Origin of the sequence: Mesorhizobium sp. ISC25 (genome assembly GCF_042295465.1) — a bacterium.
In the GTDB taxonomy this organism is placed as follows: domain Bacteria; phylum Pseudomonadota; class Alphaproteobacteria; order Rhizobiales; family Rhizobiaceae; genus Mesorhizobium.
Genome location: NZ_CP135441.1, coordinates 6,117,476 through 6,136,618 on the forward strand (window position 1 = coordinate 6,117,476; position 19,143 = coordinate 6,136,618).

Genomic DNA, 19,143 nt, shown 5'->3' on the forward strand with positions numbered 1-19,143 from the left:
CGCGCGCCGATCCCGGCGATGGTGATCCGGCCGTTGGCATAGCCGGCCGCAATCAGTTTTTTCTCCGGGTGCGCCGCTACCGCCTCAACTAGGACCAGCCCAGCGCGACCTGTCTCAAGCGCGCCCGAGGTTTCGCCGTCAAGCGGCGGGGCGACGATCGACCAGCCGGCGATCCGGAAGGCGCCAGAGGCAAACAGCGCGTTTCCCGGCAGGCTCCAGCACACTGTCCGGACCGGAGATGGAAATCCGCGACGACATCGGCTCGGCCATCCATCATCCTGACCAGGGCAAAGCCTCCGGTTTCGAGTCCGCAGGCCAGCCGCGTGCCGTCGTCACTCCAGCGTATGGACACCGGACGCGCCGGAAGGGAAATGTCGCGCATCGGGGTAGCGCGGTCTTCCAGCGCCCAGATCGACAGTCGATCATCGAAGCCGCAGGCGAGGTGCCGTCCGTCTGGCGAGAAGGCAATCGCTTCCGTGGACGATGTCGTGCCGTGTCGCAGCCTCCCCGCATCGCTGTGGCCGCGTGACAGGAAGATATCCTGTCCGTTGCTGACGGCAGTCATGGCCGTCCGGGGGCTGTGGTCGATGGCGACGATCGGTCCGTCAACCGTGACCAGCGTTTCCATCGTGTTGCCGTCCGCGGTCAGATGCACTGCTTCGCCTGCCGCCGTTCCCACGAGGAAGCTGGACCGAAGGTAGCTGGCGAGCGGGAGATCGCCATCTCCCAATGTGGCGGTGGCGATCAAGGGCGCCGGTAACCTTTCCCGGGGGCGGATCGTCGTCTGGCCGAGATCGCCGCTCACTCTGATCCGCGTCTCCGGCGGTTCATTGTCAGCGATTGCGGCGATTGCGACCGTTCCGTCGACGCACGTGAACGCAACAGCCATGCCGTCGGTGCTGAAGCGCAGATCAGCGATCGCCGACAGGCGACGCCAGCTTCGCGCCAGCAGGTCGAACAAGGTCAGGTTCTGTATCGCGTGCTGGTTCATGGCTGGTTCCTCCTTCAATTCCCATCCGTCGCCGCGAGGCTGCGATCGACGTCCTCGACCTCGCCTTCCGCAGCGACGATGCGTTCCTCGCACGCCGCGCATGCTTGCATGATGGCAGCGGCTCTCTCCTCGGCTTCATGCAAGTCCTGCACCAGTTGCGCGCTGGCGGCGCTCCTGCCGATTTCGAGCTCCAGGCGCAACACATCCATCTCGATGCCGGCGCGCTTCTGATTGAGCCGCAGCGCCTCGGCGGTGAGCGCGGAGACAGTGGCGACAAGGTCGAGCCGGCGAGCGAGCAGCACGTCACGCCTGGCAGGATGGCCCATCTTGTCCTCCTGTCATTTTTCGCTCCCAGTCATTGGTCCGGGAGGTTTTTCAAAAGCCGACAGCAATTTGGGCAATGTGCCGGCCTGCGAATGGAACTGCTGTTCGGCCGTTTCGATGTGGCTCTTGAGCTGATCCCAGATGTCGACGCGGATCATCGATGTCGTATCGCCGGTGAGGCGCTCGATCTCGTCGACGCGGAACTGGCGCAACAGCGAAACGCCAGAAAACACGAAGTCTCGTAACAGGGTCGCATGGTTCTCGATGAACAGATGGATCATCGGATGTGTGTCCGTGGTGAGGCCGCCGGCGGCAAGCTCAGCCCGGATGAAGTCCTGGAAATGGCTCTGCAGGCGATATTGGCTCTCTCCCAGGAAGCGCATGACAAAGACCAGGTCGCGGGGCATCAGCCTGACAAGATCACCTGTGACGCCGTCGGCCCGGTTGGACATCGGCCCAGGCGGCCGCCTGCTGTCACTGTCGTTTGCCACGTCTTTCTCCAGTGCGGGGCCCGCCCGTGAGCCATCGCCCTTAAATAATTGAGCCATCGCCCTTAAATAATAGAGAAAGGAGATAAATTAAATAGATGGCGTGCGCTTTTCGTATTTGCTGCATCTGCTAACTAGATATATTGCAATTGCGAATAGATACCCACTATTACATCCGTACGTTACAATTGTAAAAGAACGTTACAGGTGGAAATTCTATCCCACAACGAAAGCGCGCCGTTTTTGTTTTAATGCCGGACATGGACGTCATTTTTGAATTGGCACGGCACTTGCTTTGTAAAGCCCATAAGAAGCCCATCGCGCTTTCAACGCGGTGCCAAAAGAACGAGGGAACGGAGGAAGCAGGGAACCCGTCACGTCCGCTTCGCGAGGCCTATCGCACATTCGGTCGGCTCCGGGGATCCCTGCCAGACGCCTCTAAAACCTTTGCCGCGATCCACTTGAATGGCCGGACCATGAGTCGCGCCTGACTGCGCAACCCTTTGCCGTGCCATTCGCACTCTCACTTGCGGTGCTGTGCGCCGCTTCATGCCGGGGTCAAGGACCTGCGGCTCAACCTGGTGGAGGCTTATGACCATGACGTCTCTGACGCTCAACAAGATTACCTCGCAACGCGGAATCTCCGTCGGCGAGGCGACCAAGAAGATTGCCGATCTCGGCTGGAATCCTTCCTACGTGCAGGAGGCGATGACGTTTCCGACGGACTACAAGATCAACAAGACGCCGCGCGACCCGATGAAGCAGGTTCTGCGGTCCTATTTTCCAATGCAGGAAGAGAAGGACAACCGGGTCTACGGCGCGCTTGATGCGGCGCTGCGCGGTGACATGTTCCGCAACGTCGAGCCGCGCTGGGTCGAGTGGATGAAGCTCTTCCTGGCTATCATCCCCTTCCCGGAAATCTCGGCCGCGCGCTCGATGGCGATGGTCGCCCGTATCGCGCCGGGCGAGGAACTCAGGACCGGGTTTACCATGCAGATGATCGACGAGTTCCGCCACTCGACGATCCAGATGAATTTGAAGAAATGGTACATGGAGAACTACATCGATCCGGCCGGCTTCGACATCACCGAGGAAGCCTTCGGAAAATGCTATGCCACGACCATCGGCCGGCAGTTCGCGGAAGGCTTCATCACCGGCGACACGATGACCGCCGCCTGCATGTACCTGACCGTGGTCGCCGAGACCGCCTTCACCAACACGCTGTTCGTCGCCATGCCTTCGGAAGCCGCCCGCAACGGCGACTATGCGCTGCCGACCGTCTTCCTGTCGGTGCAGTCGGACGAGAGCCGGCATATCGGCAATGGCCATTCGCTGCTGATGGCAGCGCTCAAGGAGCCGGAGAACCACCTCTTGCTCGAGCGCGACCTGCGTTATGCCTTCTGGCAGAATCACGCGATCGTCGATGCCGCCATCGGCACCTTCATTGAATACGGCACCACCAACCGCGACAAGAACAAGGAATCGTACGCGGAAATGTGGCACCGCTGGATTTATGAGGACTACTACCGCACCTACATGCTGCCGCTCGAGAAATACGGCATCAAGGTCCATCACGACGACGTCCAGGCGGCCTGGGAGCGCATCACCAAGAAGAACTATGTCCACAAGGTCGGACAGTTCTTCGCAGTCGGCTGGCCGGTCAATTTCTGGCGCATCGAGGCCCAGACCGACAAGGACTTCGAGTGGTTCGAGCACAAGTATCCAGGCTGGTACGCTGAGTTCGGCGACTTCTGGAAATGGTACGCCAAGCTTAGCCACAAGGGCGAGAAGGTGCTGCTGTTCAACAGCGACGTCGGCTACGTCTACCCGCACCGCTGCTGGTCCTGCCTCGTACCCTGCCTGATCCGCGAGGACATGGTTGTCGGCGAGATCGATGGCCAGTTGCACACCTTCGCCCACGAACTCGACAAGTGGACCGCCACGGTGGCGTTCGCCGACGAGTATCAGGGCCGTCCGACGCCCGCGATGGGCCGCTTCAGCGGCAAGCGCGAGTGGGAGACGCTCTATGACGGCTGGGATCTGGCCGATGCGATCAAGGACCTGAACTTCGTCCGTTCCGACGGCAAGACGCTCGTCCCGCAGCCGCATATGCGTTTCGACGACAAGGAGATGTGGACGTTGGACGACGTGCGAGGCAACAAGCTCGGATCGCCGCTCAACGCGCTGCGTGCCATGTCGCCCGCGGACCGTGAGAAGCACCTGGCGGAATACCGGGCTGGCTTCACGATCAATCCCTGCAACTGATTAGACCAAAGGGGACGGGTTCGTCCCGCCCCCTCCTTTCACTGGAGATCCCGTATGTCGGAAACCCACACGGTCAGGCTCAGCCCGGTCGGCGTCGAATTCGACGTCGAAAATGGCGAAACGGTACTCAACGCCGCTTTCCGCCAAGGCATCGCCCTGCCGCACGGCTGTAAGGAAGGGCAATGCTCGGCCTGCAAAAGCGTTTTGCTCGACGGCGAAGTCGACATGCTGAAATACTCGACCTTCGCGCTGAACGACATGGAGAAGGAGAGCGGTCACGTCCTTTTGTGCCGCTGCATCGCTTACTCCGATCTGGAAGTCGAGCTTCTCAACTACGACGAGGAGATTTTGGCGAAAGCGATCGCCGTGAAGACGTTCAAGGGCCGGATTGCTCTGATCGAGCACCTGACCCACGACATTCGCGGCATCGAGATCGAACTCGGCTCGCCGATAAAGTTCTGGGCGGGACAATATGTCGACATCACGGTTACCACGCAAAAAGGGGAGACGATTACGCGCTCGTTCTCCATGGCAAATACGCCGGACCAAACCCAAAAACTCTCCTTCATCATCAAAAAATACCCTGAGGGAAAGTTCTCGGGAGAACTCGATTCCGGAGGCATCAAAGCCGGAGCCGAGGTCACTGTCGTCGGACCCTACGGAACCTGTTTTCGACGCGACCAACGGCAAGGACCCCTGATCCTGGTCGGGGCCGGGTCGGGCATGTCGCCAATCTGGTCGATCCTCAATGACCATCTGAGGAACGGCGAGAAACGTCCGGTCTATTTCTTCTACGGCGCCCGCACCCGCAACGACCTGTTCTATCTCGACAGGATCGCCGAGCTGGTCGGCCAGCATTCGGAGGTCACGTTCATCCCCGTGCTGTCGCACGCGACTGATGACGCCGAATGGCAAGGCGAGCGCGGTTTCGTGCACCAGAGTGTCGACGCCAAGCTCAAGCAACTGGCGGTCGACGGGCAGGGCGATGTTCATGCCTGTGGCCCGCCGCCGATGATCGATGCGCTTCAGCCGGTTCTGTTCATGAACGGGTTCGAGACGGAGCGGATCTTCTTCGACAAGTTCACCACATCGGCAGGTGCAACGCCGGCCCATTGAGAGGGGCGGCCACGCAACTGCAACCACACTGCAACAAGGGAGTGAAGACCATGCCAGCTATCTCGAGTTCAGTCGGATCCGGAGCCGCCGGCGCGGCGATCTTTGCCGACTCCGACAGCCGGAAGTACCGGTATTTCGACCCGAAGGGCCAGCGCGCCACGCACTACGAAGATATGACCGTCGACGTGCAGCCCGATCCCGAGCGTTACCTGATCCAGGACTGGATCATCTCCTTCGCTGACGGCAAGGGTGCCTATGTCAAGCAGAACACCGCTGCGCAGAGTTCCAACTGGCATGCCTTCCGCGCCCCCGACCAGGAATGGGAGCGCACACACTACCAGCGCCAGTCGAAGATCGAAACGATGGTGCAGAGCGTCATCAACAATGCCCGCAGGTCCGGCGCGCCCAAGACCTTCGACAAGGCCTGGGTCAAGATCCTGCAGACGCAGCTCGGCGCGTGGAAACATGCCGAATTCGGGCTCGGCACCTCGCTAATGCAGGCGCAGCGCTACGGCTATACCCAGATGATCAACAACGCGACGCTGACCAACTCGTCCTACAAGTTGCGACTGGCGCAGGACATCACGCTCTACCTTGCCGAGATCGGCATGGACTTGCCCGGCTGGGACGACGAGCTTGGCAAGAAGGCCTGGCTCGAGGACGCGAACTGGCAGGGGACGCGGGAGGCGGTCGAGACCATCATGGGCGCGACCGACTATCTCGAACAGTATTTCGCCATCAACATCGTCTTCGAGCCGCTGGTCGGCGAAGTATTCCGCTCAGGCTTCCTGATGCAGATCGCTGCCGCCAACCATGACTTCATCACGCCGGCAGTGATCTCAGCAGCCGAGGCCGACTATGAACGTAACCTCGCCAACACGATCGACCTGATGCACATGCTCGTCAACGACGAGAAGCATGGCACGGCGAACAAGAAGCTCTTCCAGGGCTGGGTCAAGAAACACGGCGCGCTCGCCGACAAGGCAGCCGCCGGCCTGCAGCCGATCTGGTCGATGCCGCATTCCAAGCCGGTCGCTTTTGCGGATGTCCGTGCCAAGTCCGAGGAGCGGATTGGTCAGATACTCGGCGAACTTGGCCTCAAGCGCTGACACAGGGAGAAACCGTCATGTCAACTGCAGCACGCGACGCATCGCAATCCAACATCTTCAGGTCGATGAAGGATATCACCTTCGAACAAACGATTTCGCATCAGTGCGGCGTCACCATGAACGACTCGGTCGAGGCCAGAGCCATCGCCGAATTCATGGGCCTGAAGCCGAACGTGATCGTAACCTACCAACCGGCGATGATCCGGATCGATGGAACCGGCAAGCTGATCTTCAAGATGGACGAAATCAGCGAGTATCTCGGCCGCGAGATGACGGCGGAAACCTTCGAGGTCAACAGTTCCACCCACTACGGGAGGATGGTGCGCATCGACGACAACACCGTGATCCTGTTCGGCAACATGGACGAGATGTTCGAATACATCGAATAGCCGGCAAAAAATCAGGCGTGCCGCCTGTTTGCGGCACGCCCAACCGATCAACACGCATCTTGCGGAGGAAAGAATGTTTAGGACACCGGAAGGCAAGGACATTTTCGTGGTTGACGGCCACACCCATTTCTGGGACGGCAGCCCGGAGAACCAGAAGAATGTCCACGGCAAGCAGTTCATTGATTGCTTCTACGCCTATCACACGGGGCTGAGCCCCAAAGACCAGCTGTGGGAGAAGAGCAAGTTCGAGAAATACAGTGCCGACGATCTCTATCGCGATCTGTTCATCGATGGTCCCGATGATGTGGCGATCGTCCAGTCGACCTATCTCAAGGACTTCTACAAGAACGGTTTCAACACGATCGAGCGCAACGCCGAGGTGGCCAAGCTCTATCCCGAGCGTTTCATCGTCAATGGGGCCTTCGATCCGCGCGATGGTGAAAAGGCGCTTGAGTACATCCACTTCCTCAAGGAGACATACGACGTCAAGGGCGTGAAGATGTACACGGCCGAATGGAACGGCGCCTCCAAGGGCTGGAAGCTCACCGACCCCGATGCCTACAAATGCTTCGAACTCTGCGACAAGCTCGGCATCAGGAATATCCACGTCCACAAGGGCCCGACGATCCTGCCGCTCAGCAAGGATGCCTTCGACGTGCATGACGTCGATCACGCGGCGACGGACTTCCAGGGCCTCAACTGGATCATCGAGCATTGCGGCCTGCCGCGCCTCGACGATTTCTGCTGGATCGCGACGCAGGAAACCAACGTCTACGGTGGGCTCGCGGTAGCGCTGCCCTTCATCCATTCCCGCCCGCGCTATTTCGGCGAGGTCATCGCCGAACTGCTCTTCTGGCTCGGGCCGGAGAAGATCCTGTTCGGTTCCGATTACGCGATCTGGACGCCGCGCTGGCTTGTCGAGAAATTTTGGGCCTATCAGATCCCCGACGACATCGCTGCCGAACGCGGAGTTCAACTCACCGACGAGATCAAGGAGAAGATCCTCGGCCTCAACGCCGCGCGTCTTTATGACATCGACATCGATGCCAAGAAGAAGGCACTCGCGGGCTCCCCCTTCAGCATCGCAGCGGAGTAACCACAATGGGCGCCGCCAGAATACCAAGCCGCCAGGCAGAGGTCTGGCGGCGGCTAACCGAGGTCAATGACCCGGAACTCGACGAACCGGTGACCGAGATGGGCTTTGTCGAACGGGCCGAGGTTACGAGCGATGGCAGCGTGGAGATCGACTTCCGCCTGCCGACCTACTGGTGCTCGCCCAACTTCGCGTTCCTCATGCTGGATGGCGTCCGCAAGGCGCTCGACCAGCTATCGTGGTCGCCCGCCTATAGCGTCAAGCTGCACGATCACATGTTCGCGGAAGAGGTCAATCGTGGCATGGAAGCCGGCAAGACGTTCGGTGATATATTCGCCGAGCTTGCCGCCGATCAGGATCTCGGCGCCTTGCGCGAAACCTTCAGCATGAAGGCATTCAAGCGCCGCCAGGAGGCGGTCTTGCGCGGGCTGCGGCAGCACGGTCTGACAGATCGGGAAATGCTCGATATGGACCTGCCGGCATACGACGTCGCGCGGTTCGAACCGGGCGAAGCGGCCAACCAGAAGCCGAGATACAGGGCGGCTCTTCTTGAACGCTTTCCCGACCGCCGGGTGGATGATCCTGTCTTCGTGACATGGGAAGGGCAACACATATTGCCCACCGCGCTCGGTGCCCATCTCGCCGAACTGCGCGGCGTGCGCGTCAACATGGAGTTCAACGGCGCGCTGTGCCGTGGGCTCAAGCAGACGAGATACAAGGAACTGCATGTGGTCGACGGCGAGCCGACGCTGGTCGACTTCATCATGGATCGCGTGCCGGCACGAACTGCGCCGACCGCCTGAAGCAGAGCTGACACAACGGCCTCCCTTGCACGAGGCCCCGAACCAACAACCCGCCCGTAAGGCGGAAGGAGGAATCATGCCCAAAATAATGCTTCACAACTCGGAAGCCCGCCGTGCTCTCGCCCGCGGCGTCTTTCGCCTGGCCGCCGCCGTCGAGCCGACACTCGGCCCCAAGGGCATGAACGCCATGATCGACCGGCCGATCGGCACGCCGATGGTGACCCGTGACGGTGTCAGCATCGCCTCCGAGATCGAACTGCACGACCGTTTCGAAAACATGGGCGCACAGGTGGTCCGCGAGGTCTCGATGCAGACCAACGAGGTCGCCGGCGACGGTACTACGACTGCCATCGTGCTCGCCAACGCTCTTATCCAGGGTGGCGTGGACGCGAATGAACGCGGCGTGAAATCCGTCGATCTGTGCAAGGGCATCGACCTTGCCGTGGCGGCGGTCGTGGCCGCGCTCAAGGCTTCGGCCAAGCCCGCCAAGGGCAACGGCATTCTCGCTTCGGTCGCCAACATCGCGGCGACCGATGCCAAGCTTGGCGCACTGGTGGCGGAAGCCCATCAGCGCGTGGGAGCCGAAGGTGTCATCACCACGGACTTCAGCGTCACGACAGAGACCACGCTCGATGTGGTCGAGGGCATGTCCTTCGACCGCGGTTATCTCTCTCACCACATGGTGACCGATCAGGAGAAGATGGAGGCGGTTCTCGAACGGCCCTATATCCTGATGACCGATCTCAAGATCAAGGAGCCCGAGCAGCTCGATGCGGTTCGCCGCATTGTCGACCAGAGTGGTCGGCCGTTGCTGGTCGTGTCCGAGGAAATGTCGCCGGAAGTGGTGGTGACGCTGCTCGGCAAGCAGGGATCTGGAAAATACCTCGTCGTCCATCCGCCGGAATATGGTCATTGGCGCAAGGCGATGATGGAGGATTTGGCGATCATCACCGGCGGCAAGGTGATCGCACGCGACCTCGGCGGCCGGCTGGAAGACATCACCGCTGACGATCTCGGGACGGCTGACCGGGTGAAGACCAGTTCGTCCTACACCTCGATCATTCGCGGCGGCGGCAATCATGCGGCGATCGCATCGCGCCGCGCCCAGGTGCAGCGGCAGTATGAAGCCTCGCCGCCGAACATCGATCAGGACAAGCTGCGCGAACGCCTGGCCAAGCTGTCCGGCGGCACCGCGATTCTTTATGCCGGCGGTGTCACGCCAGTGGAGCAGAAGCGAACCATCCAGCTTATCGAGGATTCGCTAAATGCCGTACGCGCCGCATCCGAAGAGGGCGTGGTCGCCGGCGGCGGCTCAGCGCTTGCCCAGATTGCGCCGCTGCTCGACAAGGTGGCGAACGGCGTCGAGGGCGATATCGCCGAAGGCGTGCGCCTGGTGCGGTCGGTGCTGTCGAGGCCGCTCTGGCGCATCGCCGCCAACGCCGGCGCCGATCCCGAAGCAGTCGTGGCCGAAGTCACGCGCATCAACGGCGGCTACGGCTACAACGCGTCTGCCGGCAGCTACCAGAACATGTTCGAGGCGGGGATCATCGATCCGGTCCGCGTCACCTACACAGCGCTCGCCAACGCGGCTTCGGTGGCGACGCTGATCCTGACCACCGAAACGCTGATTGGCCATCTCGCCGAGGATGAGGACCCGACGGCCGGACCGGCTCGCGGCGGCGGCTCTGAGAAGCTCGGCCGCGCCTGAGCAATCCGAACAATCTCGACGTGAAAGGATAGGACGATGAAAGCTGCCAGACTGTACGAATACGATCCGAAAATGAACGTCCAGCTCAGGATCGAGGAGGTCAAGGCACCGACGATCACCGCCCCCGACGAAGTGATCGTACGGGTCGGTGCCGCCGGCCTTTGCCGCACCGACCTGCACATCATTGAAGGCGTGTGGAAGCCGACCATGGATCCCGAAGGCACGCTGTTGCCTTACATCATGGGCCATGAAAATGCCGGCTGGGTCGAGGAGGTCGGCAGCGGCGTCCGATCGGTCAAGCGCGGCGACGCCGTGATCTGCCATCCGTTCCGCTCTTGCGGCATCTGCCTAAACTGTCGGCACGGCGAGGATATGTACTGCGACAACGGCCAGTTTCCCGGCCTTGGCATGAATGGCGGCTTTGCCGAATATTTCATCACCGGCGAACGCTCGTTGATCAAACTCAACGCCAACGTCACGCCAATCGAAGTAGCGCCGCTGGCCGATGCCGGCATCACCGCCTACCGCGCCGCCAAGCGGGCGGCCAAGCTGCTAAGGCCAGGCAGCTACTGTGTGCTGCTCGGCATAGGCGGGCTCGGCCATATTGCGCTGCAATCGCTGCACACGATCTCGGGCTGCCGCATCATCGCGGTCGATCGCGAGCCGGCAGCACAGGTGCTGGCCAAGGATCTCGGCGCCGACTTCGTCCTCGATGGCGGACCGAACATCGTCGAGGAGGTCACTCAGATCACCGGCGGCGGCGCCCATGTGGTGATCGACTTCGTCGGCGAACTCGGTGTCGAAAACATCTGCTGGAAGATGGTGCGCAAGGGCGGGCAACTGTTCGTCGTCGGCTATGGCGGCAATATCAACGTGCCGACCGCGCATCTGGTCATCGAGGAGATCAACATCGGCGGCAGCCTGGTCGGCAATTTCACCGAGCTGGTCGAACTGATGGAGCTCAACGCCGACGGCAAGGTGAAGATGCACTATACCGAATACAACCTCGCCAGCATCAACACCGCGCTCGACGATTTCAAGAACCGGCGGTTCACCGGACGCGGGGTTATCGTTCCCTGAAATCCCGGGCCGGGCGCGTGCAGAACGGGCGCGGCGTCTCGGTCCCGTCATCATCTGCAAGGAGAGGAAAAAATGAACAAATACGTCTGCGAATTCATCGGAACCTTCGCGCTGGTTTTCTTCGGCTGCGCGACAGTTCTGTTCATGCGTTCCGAAGTCGGCCTGCTCGGCGTCGCAATGGCGTTCGGCCTGTCGGTGGTGGCTATGGCCTATTCGATCGGACCGATTTCGGGCGCCCGCGAACCGGCGGCTCAGCCGGCCTGATTGCTTGCCTGACCCGGCAAGCTTTTCTTCCTGAGCCGTGTGGTTGATGCCATGGCGATTTGCGTGTCGGGACGTCAGCGAAGCGCGATCCTGAAACGAGTTTGTTTGCTTCGAGCTTTGGAAAAACGGGAGGACAATATGGATCTTATCACAGGGTTGGCTGTCGTCATCGGCATTATGGGCGGCATTGCAACGTGGACCGCCATCACCATCGGCAACCCCTATTTGCTGATCTGGGCGGTGTTTGTAGGCTGGGGGAGTTTTTATCACTGTGGCGGCAAGGAAGCCGGTTTCAAGAATTCGGCGGTTGCAAACCTCTGGGGAGCGGTCTGCGCCGCCGGCGCACTGATAGCACTGACGTCCATTGGTGTTACGGCGATCATGGCCGGGCTTTGCGTCGGCATTTCAATCGTCGTCCTGATACTCGCCGCCAAGCTGCCATTGCTGAGCGCCATTCCGTCAGCAGTCTATGGCTATGCAACGACTGCCGCCCTTTTTCTACTTGGTGCCGCCGCTTATGGCGAAGGCATCGGCGGCATCACCAAGATCGCGGCCGCCGTGGTTATCTCGCTGATCCTCGGCAACATCCTCGGCTACGTCTCGGAGAAAGTGACGGGTGCTGTCGTAAAAGCCTGATCATGCCCGCGACCGCTGCCTGAGGGCAAACTCTGTTGACGAATCTCCCAACCCGCGGCGCGAATGCCGCGGGTTTTTTGTGCCGGTGAACGGACCTGGGTCTAAATGAAACCGCGCCGGATGCCGTATTGCCCCAGCTTGCGATAGAGCGTCGGCCGCGAAATACCGAGCCTCAGGGCGACCTTGCTGAGATTGCCACTCTCTGCGGCAAGCGCGTTCTTAATCGCCTGGCATTCTGCATCTTCGAATGTGCACACCGGGGCTTCGAGCATGGCTGCGGGATGATCGCTGTGCAGGGTCACATTGTGGCGATCGCCGGCACTGATTTCCCCCGGAAGATCCTGGACGCCGACAGCCCCACCGCGCGCCAAGATGTGCAACCGCGCCATGAGGTTCTTCAGTTCGCGCACATTGCCGGGCCAACGATAGGCGAGCAACGCGTCCAGCGCTTGGTGCGAAAATTCCAGCGGCTCCTCGCCTGATGCGGTGGCGATCTGCCGGTTGAAGTGTTCGATCAGCAGCAGCACATCGTCGCCGCGCTCGCGCAGCGGCGGGACCGTGATCGAAACCGCGCCAATTCGGTAATAGAGATCGCGACGGAAGCGGCCTGCGGCAACTTCCTGCTTGAGATCGCGATTGGTCGAGGCGACCAGGCGCACATCCACCGGGCGACCGCGGCTGTCGCCAATGCGGTTGACCACGCGCTCTTCCAGGATGCGCAGCAGAAACGGCTGGATCTCGAGTGGCAATTCGCCGATCTCGTCCAGACTGAGGACGCCGCCATTGGCGAGCTCGAAAACGCCCGGTTTGCCTTCACGCGAGGCGCCGGTAAAGGCGCCTGCGACGTGACCGAACAATTCGCTGCCGAACAGATCCCTGGTGATCGCCCCGCAATTCATCGCAATGAACGGGTCGTTTGCTGTGCGCCGGCTGCCGGCATGGACAAGCCGCGCAAACAATTCTTTCCCGACACCTGTTTCGCCTTCGAGCAACAGCGATGCAACGCTGGTCGACTGGGCGACGCGGCAGGTGACGTCGATCGCAGCCTCCAGCGCTTCGCTTTCACCGACGATCATAGCGACAGCATCCTGAAGGTGTTTGTTCACTTCCCGGTGGACCACCGCCACGCTGGAGACTGCTGGCACAGGGGGGAATACCAACGCCGCGCCGCGGAGGTCGCCATCGAGCTTGAGCGGCGTGATGTGGCACGATCGCAGATGCGCCGGTAGCGCCCTGGCGAGGTCCGCGTCGGAACCGGACGACGGGAGGTTCATCAGCCAGCGGCCACGGCCCGGCTCCATCGGGCCGTCCATCATCTCGGTGGTCTCGCCGTCAGGCACGTTGTTGCAGAAGATGGCACGGCCGCGATGGTCGACGATGACCAAGCCGTCCTTTCGGCGGTAGCTGGGAGCCGACGAGATGAAGGCTTCGAGCAGGCGCGTGCGCTGTTCCTGCTGCTGTTCGGCCAACGCCTTTTCGATCTGCCGGGCCGTGGCGGCAACGAGCGCGGTGTTGTGCGGCCGGAAGATCGGCGAATAGCCTGACAGGTCGACCACACCGATGATCTTGCCGTCCAGCGGATCGCGAATCGGTGCGCCGGCACAGGTCCAGGATTTGATGCCGGCGCAGAAATGCTCTGCCGCATGGACGAAAGTTGGCTCGCCGGTCCACAGCGCAGTGCCGATGCCGTTGGTGCCGACGGCTTCTTCGTTCCACTTACCGCCGATGGCGAGGTGGATATCCATGCCGTCATGCAGCGTCTTCTTGTCGCCGATGGTGTCGATCAACACGCCGTCGCTGTCGGCCAGAACCAGCATCGCGCCTGTGCCGTCCAGTAGCTGGCCAAGGGAGGCGAACGACCGCCGCGCCGCTGAAAGAAGTTCTGCATTGGCCCGCGTCAGGTATTCTATCTCGTCGCGATCGCTGCTCAGCGGCGCTTCAATTCCTTGAGCATTGATGCCGCCGGTGGCGCTGCGGTACCAGGACTCGTGAATGAGGGAGCGGACGTGGCGTGGGTGGACTGGATCGCGCGCACATGTGGGCTCGTCGGCCAGAAAACTTTCCCAGGCGCGCATGGTAGCACGCTCATCATAGTCGATGTTGCCCAGAATCATCTGCCCAGCAGCCACCGACGCACGCGCTGGAAGAGCATCTATCTTCATCTGATTGGGGCCTGTCACGCGTTTCATTCAGCCATCACGGAACCTTGGGGGCATGCCATTGCTGTAGCTGTCGCGGCCTGGACGTACAGAGTCCAAGTGTCTTCCCGTTAGTAGATGCCGAGTTTCGCCCCGATGTCGGCGGCAAGCTGTTCTTCGGTGTAGGTGGCGGCGAGGCGGAATCCGTCTAACTCGGCAAGCGCTGCGGCGACGGTTTCGTTGACCGGCGAGAAGAAGCCATTCTGCTTCGTCGCCAGAACGAAGACCTGGTCTCCGTCCCGGTTGCGGATATCGCCGATGTGATGAAGTTGGCGGCCTGTGTTCTGATCTTTGGAGATCACACGGCCGTTCATGGTGACTTGGATGGACGGCTTGGGTTCGGCCACAGGCGCCGCGCTGCCGCCAATATGGATGATCAGACCTTCCGCTTTCGGTTGCTGGCGTGGTTTCCTCGAAGCCGAATAGCCGCCGCCGCTAATCTGGTCGGCAAGGCGAACGATGGTCGAGCGGTTCTGCTCTATCAGTCTTTTGACCTGTACGTCCTCGCGCCGCGGCCCATCCCGCTTGGAGATAATCTCGACCATGAATCCTCCCAGATTCGCTCGGCGTTGCCGTTGACACGGCTCGTTCTTCTTCATGTGAGGCGAATCCTACACCGCCCCCGCCAGATCCGCCATTGATATTAGATAGCGCCAAAATTCGGGTCGCTGGTAGCAGGCGGCTGCTACACGGGATTTCGGGCATTCGAACGTAATGGCCGCGTGTCAGGCTGCCTTGTTCGTGAGTTCCGAGGATTCATTGTCGAGCGGTTGCCTCGCGCGCAGGTAGAGTGTGCACGTGGTGCGCAGCATGGATGCAAAGTTCGGGATATGGCCATTGATCTCCAGTGCTTCGTCGTAAAGCGTCGAGAGGAATTTCGGCGCCGTCATCCCCTGTCCCTGGGCGATCTCGTCCAACAGCGTCCAAAAAGCGGCCTCGAGCTGGATGCTGGTCGAATGGCCAGCTATTCGAACTGAGCGATTGATTAGCCGGTACCCTTCCGGATCCTGCCCCGCAAAGACTTTACACACGCGAAATCCTCCCATTTTGGCGAAAGCGCAGTTTCTGCACCCATTCGTGGGGACCACCAGCGCATTTTCCGCTCAATTTGCGGTGACTGCAATCGGACTTTCGTGAGTGAACCGCCCTTACGCCTCAATTTTTCGACGTGCTAACCGGCTGCCACCCTTTTTCCGGCCAATAGGCCACGGTCTACTGTATGCGAAACCGCTCGGCAGACCGGAGGCTCCTTTGGCGAAAGTAATTCATTCGATGATCAGGGTGCTGGAAGAGAACCTGTCGGTCAATTTCTACAGAAGCGCATTCGGACTAAATGTTGCGGACCGGTTGGATTTCGACACGTTCACACTGGTTTACCTGCGCAATGCGGAAGCCGATTTCGAACTCGAACTGACGATCAACAAGGGCAGGGAAGAACCTTACTCGCTGGGCGACGGCTATGGCCACATCGCCCTTTGCGTTGACAACCTAGAGGCAGAACACGAGCGCTTGGCGGCGGCAGGCCTCAATCCGCGAAAAATTGTCGAGTTCAACCACGAAGGCGGGCTGTTTGCGCGGTTCTTTTTCGTGGGCGACCCCGACGGTTACCAGATCGAAGTGCTGCAGCGCCACGGCCGCTACAAATAGAGGGCTGCGGCAAGCGGAATTGGTGTTCTCGCGTATGACTATCGTGGCTTTGGTGAATCTGTCCACGCGCCGCTGCGGTAGAGCCGAACAACAATGACGACGTGGGGTATTGAGGATCAAATTGCCGCTGAGGCGACTCTTCGCGAATTTGCCCCAGGGGGACCCTTTGGCTGTTTGGTTACTCCATGGGTGCCTTGATGATTCCCTTCCGGCGTCACGACTAGCGTGTAGAGCGAGTAATTACTGTCAGAGCGGGTTTTGGCAACTTCCGCGACAACCTGTGGAGCTATCGCCCAATCGTTCTGGTATTTTGGTTTGGTGCCGGCCCGATTGCCAACCTTCTCGCCGGCTATATGCCCGAACGCAGCGTGTTGTTGGGCGCAGATCTGCCCGCAGGGGTTTATTGGCAGTGGCGGCGCCAGTTCATAAGTCGAGACTTTTTCAAGTGCGATATTGGAAATCTCGCCTCACCCGGACTTTTCGGCTCCCGCGATCGACATGCGCGTTATCACAATGGAGGATGTCGTAGTCGTGCCGCCGGTCTGCGTCGCGCGTTACGCGAGCGCAGGAGGCGCCCGGTATACGCTACTGAAGCCCAGCGACTTCGGACTGGAATCCTTACGCCACCTCGAAGTATTATCCAGACGAAACGCTCCTGCCTGGCCAACGATCCTTGGTGTGGAGAGCCAACTGGTGTCGACGTAGAATGGGTAGGAATTCGAGCTGATTCCAATTTAATCCGCGAGCCCGCGAGAGGTAATCACCGATCATGATCAGCACGATTATGAGCATGAACGGCCTGGTCGGCGCGGTGTTTTCAGGAGGCCGTCTACCGCGCGCGAAAACTCAATGTAATCACAGATGAAATACGCCCTCCGGGCCTACCAATCGCAACCCTGCGATACTGGCTGACTTGTCTAACCGTCACGATTGGTGAATGCCAGCATCGGTGGTTGCGTGTCCGTTATTTGAACTTGTCGTTTTTCCCGACAAGGCTGAACGAGTTCAACCGATCAAGCTCGCGACTTTCCGAATAGCACGCTTTGCTATCCTTTTCTGCGACTGGTCGGTTTGATGGCTTCTCTGGTCTCCTGCATAAGCACATCTTGGGACACATGGACCAAGATCATGAACTCGGCAGGCTTGAAGGAGGCTACCCATCCTGCGGACTGCTATTCTCCGAGCCAACATGGCGGACGCTATTCTTGACTTGTTGCGAGCGCCACCCGCAATGGTGGTGAAATCCCCAAAACGGGTCTTGCGCCAGGCGCCTGACAGAGCGATTCTGCGCCTTGCAAGTGCTCTCGCGCGCCAAGCGGCCCGCGAAGATCACGCACGTGAACAGGCCGAGAAAATACATCATGAATCGAGCCGCGATCTACGCACGCTTCTCAACCGATCTTCAGAATGAACGATCTATAGACGATCAACTCGCGTTGTGCCGAACATACGCCGAGCGCGAGGGTCTGAGCATTGTCGCAACGTTTGACGACCGAGCTCGCTCCGGCGGGTCCGTTATGGGCCGTGATGGTTTGCTCCACCTCATGGACAAAGCTCGTGAGCACGAATTTGATGTGCTGGTCGTAGAGGCGCTTGACCGGCTCTCTCGCGACATGGAAGACCTCGCCGGCATTCACAAGCGCCTTTCATTTCTTAGCGTCGAAATTCGTGCCGTCCACGAAGGCGTGGTGAACACAGTTTTGGTCGGGCTTCGCGGTCTTGTTGGGCAACTCTATCGAGAGGACAATGCTCACAAAGTTCGGCGGGGCCAAGCCGGCCGGATCAACAAGGGGCTCCACGCGGGTGGAATAACCTACGGCTACACTTACGTGCTAGGAGATCCTGGGAAGCGGCTGATCGCAGAGGACGAAGCGGAGATCGTGCGTCGTATCTTCAGGGAATACGTCGACGGACAGACCCCGCGCGACATCGCTCACAAACTCAACAGAGACCGCATACCTCCACCTCGTGGTCGAGCCTGGAATGCCTCTACCATCAATGGAAACGCGCAGAGAGGGACGGGGCTGCTTCAGAATGAACTCTATGTCGGCCGGTTGATTTGGAACAGGGTCCGAATGGTCAAGGACCCTGATAGTGGGAAGCGTGTCTCGCGCCCGAATCCTAAGAGCGAATGGCGAACAATCGAAGTTCCCGATCTCGCCATTGTTTCGCCCGACCTGTTCGAGGCGGCACGGGAGAGGAAAAAGGCTCGCGCAATCACCCATCCAAGCCATCAGCGCCGACCACGGCATATGTTGTCGGGGCTCTTGAGGTGCGGCGCTTGTGGAGCGGGAATGTCGTCAAACGGCAAGGACAAGTCCAGACGTATTCGCATCCGTTGCTCGGCCGCCACGGAAAGCGGAACATGTCCCGATCCCAAAACCTTTTATTTGGATACGGTCGAAACTGCAGTTCTGAACGGGCTTAACGCCGAGCTGCGCCATCCTGAAGTAATTGCCCACTACGTCCAAACGTACCACGAAGAACGGAAGCGCTTGGCAGCCGACACCGATGCCAGGCGCACTCGTTTGGAGCGACGGCTTGGAGAACTATCTCGGGAGATCGAGCGGCTGGTCAACGCCATTGCCAAAGGCCATGGCGACCCAGCCGTGCTGGGACCGCAATCAACGACGCTCAATGAAGAGCGCAAGTGCATTGTGGCTGAGCTGGATCAGGCGCCCGCGGCGACCGGCGTGATCGCGCTGCATCCTGCTGTGCTGGCACGCTACGAGGAACAAGTAAACCAACTTCGAGCAGGGCTTGCCAAGGGCCTTGAGGCAGGCGATCCCGAGTCCGCAGAGGCGATGCGGGAGTTGATCGACACCGTTACTGTGTTTCGAGATCCTTCGAGGATCGGCGGAATCGAAGTCGAAATCGCCGGACGTCTAACGGCACTCTTGGGCGAGAATGCCTTCCCCAACGGCATCAAAGGAGTGTGGGGAAAGGTGGTAGCGGGAGAGGGACTTGAACCCCCGACCCCAGGATTATGATTCCCGTGCTCTAACCAACTGAGCTACCCCGCCAGGGCGGCG

Annotated in this window: 18 protein-coding genes and 1 tRNA gene; 12 read left to right on the forward strand and 7 right to left on the reverse strand. The window is 60.1% G+C overall.

Features of this window, described 5'->3' with window-relative positions:
- Positions 1–88 precede the first annotated feature (88 nt).
- From RQ479_RS30100 to RQ479_RS30110, 3 genes are read right to left on the reverse strand one after another with little or no spacing between them, the layout of a single operon-like run.
- Positions 89–961: a hypothetical protein gene (locus RQ479_RS30100; protein WP_376703425.1), complete on the reverse strand. Its 873-nt coding sequence runs from the start codon at positions 959–961 to the stop codon at positions 89–91.
- 44 nt (positions 962–1,005) lie between these two features.
- Positions 1,006–1,317 (reverse strand): hypothetical protein, encoded by a 312-nt coding sequence (locus RQ479_RS30105; protein ID WP_376703426.1) that lies wholly within the window; start codon positions 1,315–1,317, stop codon positions 1,006–1,008.
- A gap of 12 nt (positions 1,318–1,329) precedes the next feature.
- Positions 1,330–1,806: a hypothetical protein gene (locus RQ479_RS30110; protein WP_376703427.1), complete on the reverse strand. Its 477-nt coding sequence runs from the start codon at positions 1,804–1,806 to the stop codon at positions 1,330–1,332.
- Between the two features lie 588 nt (positions 1,807–2,394).
- Here RQ479_RS30110 and RQ479_RS30115 point away from each other — a divergent pair.
- The 10 genes from RQ479_RS30115 (at position 2,395) to RQ479_RS30160 (ending at position 12,266) form a co-directional block, all read left to right on the forward strand.
- Positions 2,395–4,068 carry an aromatic/alkene/methane monooxygenase hydroxylase/oxygenase subunit alpha gene (locus RQ479_RS30115; protein WP_376703428.1) on the forward strand — a complete coding sequence of 558 codons (1,674 nt, stop codon included), beginning with the start codon at positions 2,395–2,397 and terminating at the stop codon, positions 4,066–4,068.
- Between the two features lie 54 nt (positions 4,069–4,122).
- A complete protein-coding gene (locus tag RQ479_RS30120) occupies positions 4,123–5,184 on the forward strand; it encodes an NADH:ubiquinone reductase (Na(+)-transporting) subunit F (RefSeq protein WP_376703429.1) in 1,062 nt (353 codons plus the stop codon).
- 50 nt (positions 5,185–5,234) lie between these two features.
- Entirely contained in the window at positions 5,235–6,293 is a 1,059-nt protein-coding gene (locus tag RQ479_RS30125; protein ID WP_376703430.1) for an aromatic/alkene monooxygenase hydroxylase subunit beta, read from the forward strand.
- Positions 6,294–6,310: 17 nt separating this feature from the next.
- Complete coding sequence (locus tag RQ479_RS30130) at positions 6,311–6,682, forward strand: MmoB/DmpM family protein (protein WP_236388125.1); 372 nt, start codon at positions 6,311–6,313, stop codon at positions 6,680–6,682.
- A 73-nt stretch (positions 6,683–6,755) separates the two neighbouring features.
- A complete protein-coding gene (locus RQ479_RS30135) occupies positions 6,756–7,778 on the forward strand; it encodes an amidohydrolase family protein (RefSeq protein WP_258116465.1) in 1,023 nt (340 codons plus the stop codon).
- A gap of 5 nt (positions 7,779–7,783) precedes the next feature.
- Complete coding sequence (locus tag RQ479_RS30140) at positions 7,784–8,578, forward strand: iron-sulfur cluster assembly protein (RefSeq protein WP_376703431.1); 795 nt, start codon at positions 7,784–7,786, stop codon at positions 8,576–8,578.
- 76 nt (positions 8,579–8,654) lie between these two features.
- Positions 8,655–10,286, forward strand: coding sequence for a molecular chaperone GroEL (locus tag RQ479_RS30145; RefSeq protein ID WP_376703432.1), 1,632 nt, complete (start codon positions 8,655–8,657; stop codon positions 10,284–10,286).
- Positions 10,287–10,322: 36 nt separating this feature from the next.
- The gene (locus tag RQ479_RS30150) at positions 10,323–11,366 is read left to right on the forward strand and encodes an NAD(P)-dependent alcohol dehydrogenase (protein WP_376703433.1); all 1,044 of its coding nucleotides are present in this window, start codon (positions 10,323–10,325) and stop codon (positions 11,364–11,366) included.
- Positions 11,367–11,438: 72 nt separating this feature from the next.
- Positions 11,439–11,630, forward strand: coding sequence for an aquaporin (locus RQ479_RS30155; protein ID WP_376703434.1), 192 nt, complete (start codon positions 11,439–11,441; stop codon positions 11,628–11,630).
- 51 nt (positions 11,631–11,681) lie between these two features.
- Positions 11,682–12,266 carry a DUF1097 domain-containing protein gene (locus tag RQ479_RS30160; RefSeq protein WP_376703435.1) on the forward strand — a complete coding sequence of 195 codons (585 nt, stop codon included), beginning with the start codon at positions 11,682–11,684 and terminating at the stop codon, positions 12,264–12,266.
- A gap of 101 nt (positions 12,267–12,367) precedes the next feature.
- Here RQ479_RS30160 and RQ479_RS30165 read toward each other — a convergent pair whose 3' ends face one another.
- From RQ479_RS30165 to RQ479_RS30175, 3 genes are all read right to left on the reverse strand, one after another.
- Positions 12,368–14,455: a sigma-54-dependent Fis family transcriptional regulator gene (locus RQ479_RS30165; protein WP_376703436.1), complete on the reverse strand. Its 2,088-nt coding sequence runs from the start codon at positions 14,453–14,455 to the stop codon at positions 12,368–12,370.
- Between the two features lie 80 nt (positions 14,456–14,535).
- Complete coding sequence (locus tag RQ479_RS30170; RefSeq protein WP_376703437.1) at positions 14,536–15,063, reverse strand: hypothetical protein; 528 nt, start codon at positions 15,061–15,063, stop codon at positions 14,536–14,538.
- 126 nt (positions 15,064–15,189) lie between these two features.
- Positions 15,190–15,495, reverse strand: coding sequence for a ribbon-helix-helix domain-containing protein (locus RQ479_RS30175; protein WP_376703438.1), 306 nt, complete (start codon positions 15,493–15,495; stop codon positions 15,190–15,192).
- A gap of 220 nt (positions 15,496–15,715) precedes the next feature.
- Between RQ479_RS30175 and RQ479_RS30180 the strand changes: the two genes are divergently transcribed.
- Both RQ479_RS30180 and RQ479_RS30185 read left to right on the forward strand, forming a co-directional pair.
- Entirely contained in the window at positions 15,716–16,111 is a 396-nt protein-coding gene (locus tag RQ479_RS30180) for a VOC family protein (RefSeq protein ID WP_376703439.1), read from the forward strand.
- Between the two features lie 1,361 nt (positions 16,112–17,472).
- Entirely contained in the window at positions 17,473–19,101 is a 1,629-nt protein-coding gene (locus RQ479_RS30185) for a recombinase family protein (RefSeq protein WP_376706046.1), read from the forward strand.
- On the opposite strand, the gene RQ479_RS30190 is transcribed toward RQ479_RS30185, so the two are convergent.
- Positions 19,058–19,134 (reverse strand) — tRNA-Met (locus tag RQ479_RS30190). The genes RQ479_RS30185 and RQ479_RS30190 overlap by 44 nt on opposite strands.
- Positions 19,135–19,143: the final 9 nt, after the last annotated feature.

Excerpts from the sequence above, each read along its gene's own strand:
- RQ479_RS30105 (WP_376703426.1), bottom strand. The coding sequence starts at position 1,317 with ATGGGCCATCCTGCCAGGCGTGACGTGCTGCTCGCTCGCCGGCTCGAC.
- RQ479_RS30115 (WP_376703428.1), top strand. The coding sequence starts at position 2,395 with ATGACCATGACGTCTCTGACGCTCAACAAGATTACCTCGCAACGCGGA.
- RQ479_RS30120 (WP_376703429.1), top strand. The coding sequence starts at position 4,123 with ATGTCGGAAACCCACACGGTCAGGCTCAGCCCGGTCGGCGTCGAATTC.
- RQ479_RS30125 (WP_376703430.1), top strand. The coding sequence starts at position 5,235 with ATGCCAGCTATCTCGAGTTCAGTCGGATCCGGAGCCGCCGGCGCGGCG.
- RQ479_RS30130 (WP_236388125.1), top strand. The coding sequence starts at position 6,311 with ATGTCAACTGCAGCACGCGACGCATCGCAATCCAACATCTTCAGGTCG.
- RQ479_RS30135 (WP_258116465.1), top strand. The coding sequence starts at position 6,756 with ATGTTTAGGACACCGGAAGGCAAGGACATTTTCGTGGTTGACGGCCAC.
- RQ479_RS30140 (WP_376703431.1), top strand. The coding sequence starts at position 7,784 with ATGGGCGCCGCCAGAATACCAAGCCGCCAGGCAGAGGTCTGGCGGCGG.
- RQ479_RS30145 (WP_376703432.1), top strand. The coding sequence starts at position 8,655 with ATGCCCAAAATAATGCTTCACAACTCGGAAGCCCGCCGTGCTCTCGCC.
- RQ479_RS30150 (WP_376703433.1), top strand. The coding sequence starts at position 10,323 with ATGAAAGCTGCCAGACTGTACGAATACGATCCGAAAATGAACGTCCAG.
- RQ479_RS30155 (WP_376703434.1), top strand. The coding sequence starts at position 11,439 with ATGAACAAATACGTCTGCGAATTCATCGGAACCTTCGCGCTGGTTTTC.
- RQ479_RS30160 (WP_376703435.1), top strand. The coding sequence starts at position 11,682 with ATGGCGATTTGCGTGTCGGGACGTCAGCGAAGCGCGATCCTGAAACGA.
- RQ479_RS30165 (WP_376703436.1), bottom strand. The coding sequence starts at position 14,455 with ATGAAACGCGTGACAGGCCCCAATCAGATGAAGATAGATGCTCTTCCA.
- RQ479_RS30170 (WP_376703437.1), bottom strand. The coding sequence starts at position 15,063 with ATGAAGAAGAACGAGCCGTGTCAACGGCAACGCCGAGCGAATCTGGGA.
- RQ479_RS30185 (WP_376706046.1), top strand. The coding sequence starts at position 17,473 with ATGAATCGAGCCGCGATCTACGCACGCTTCTCAACCGATCTTCAGAAT.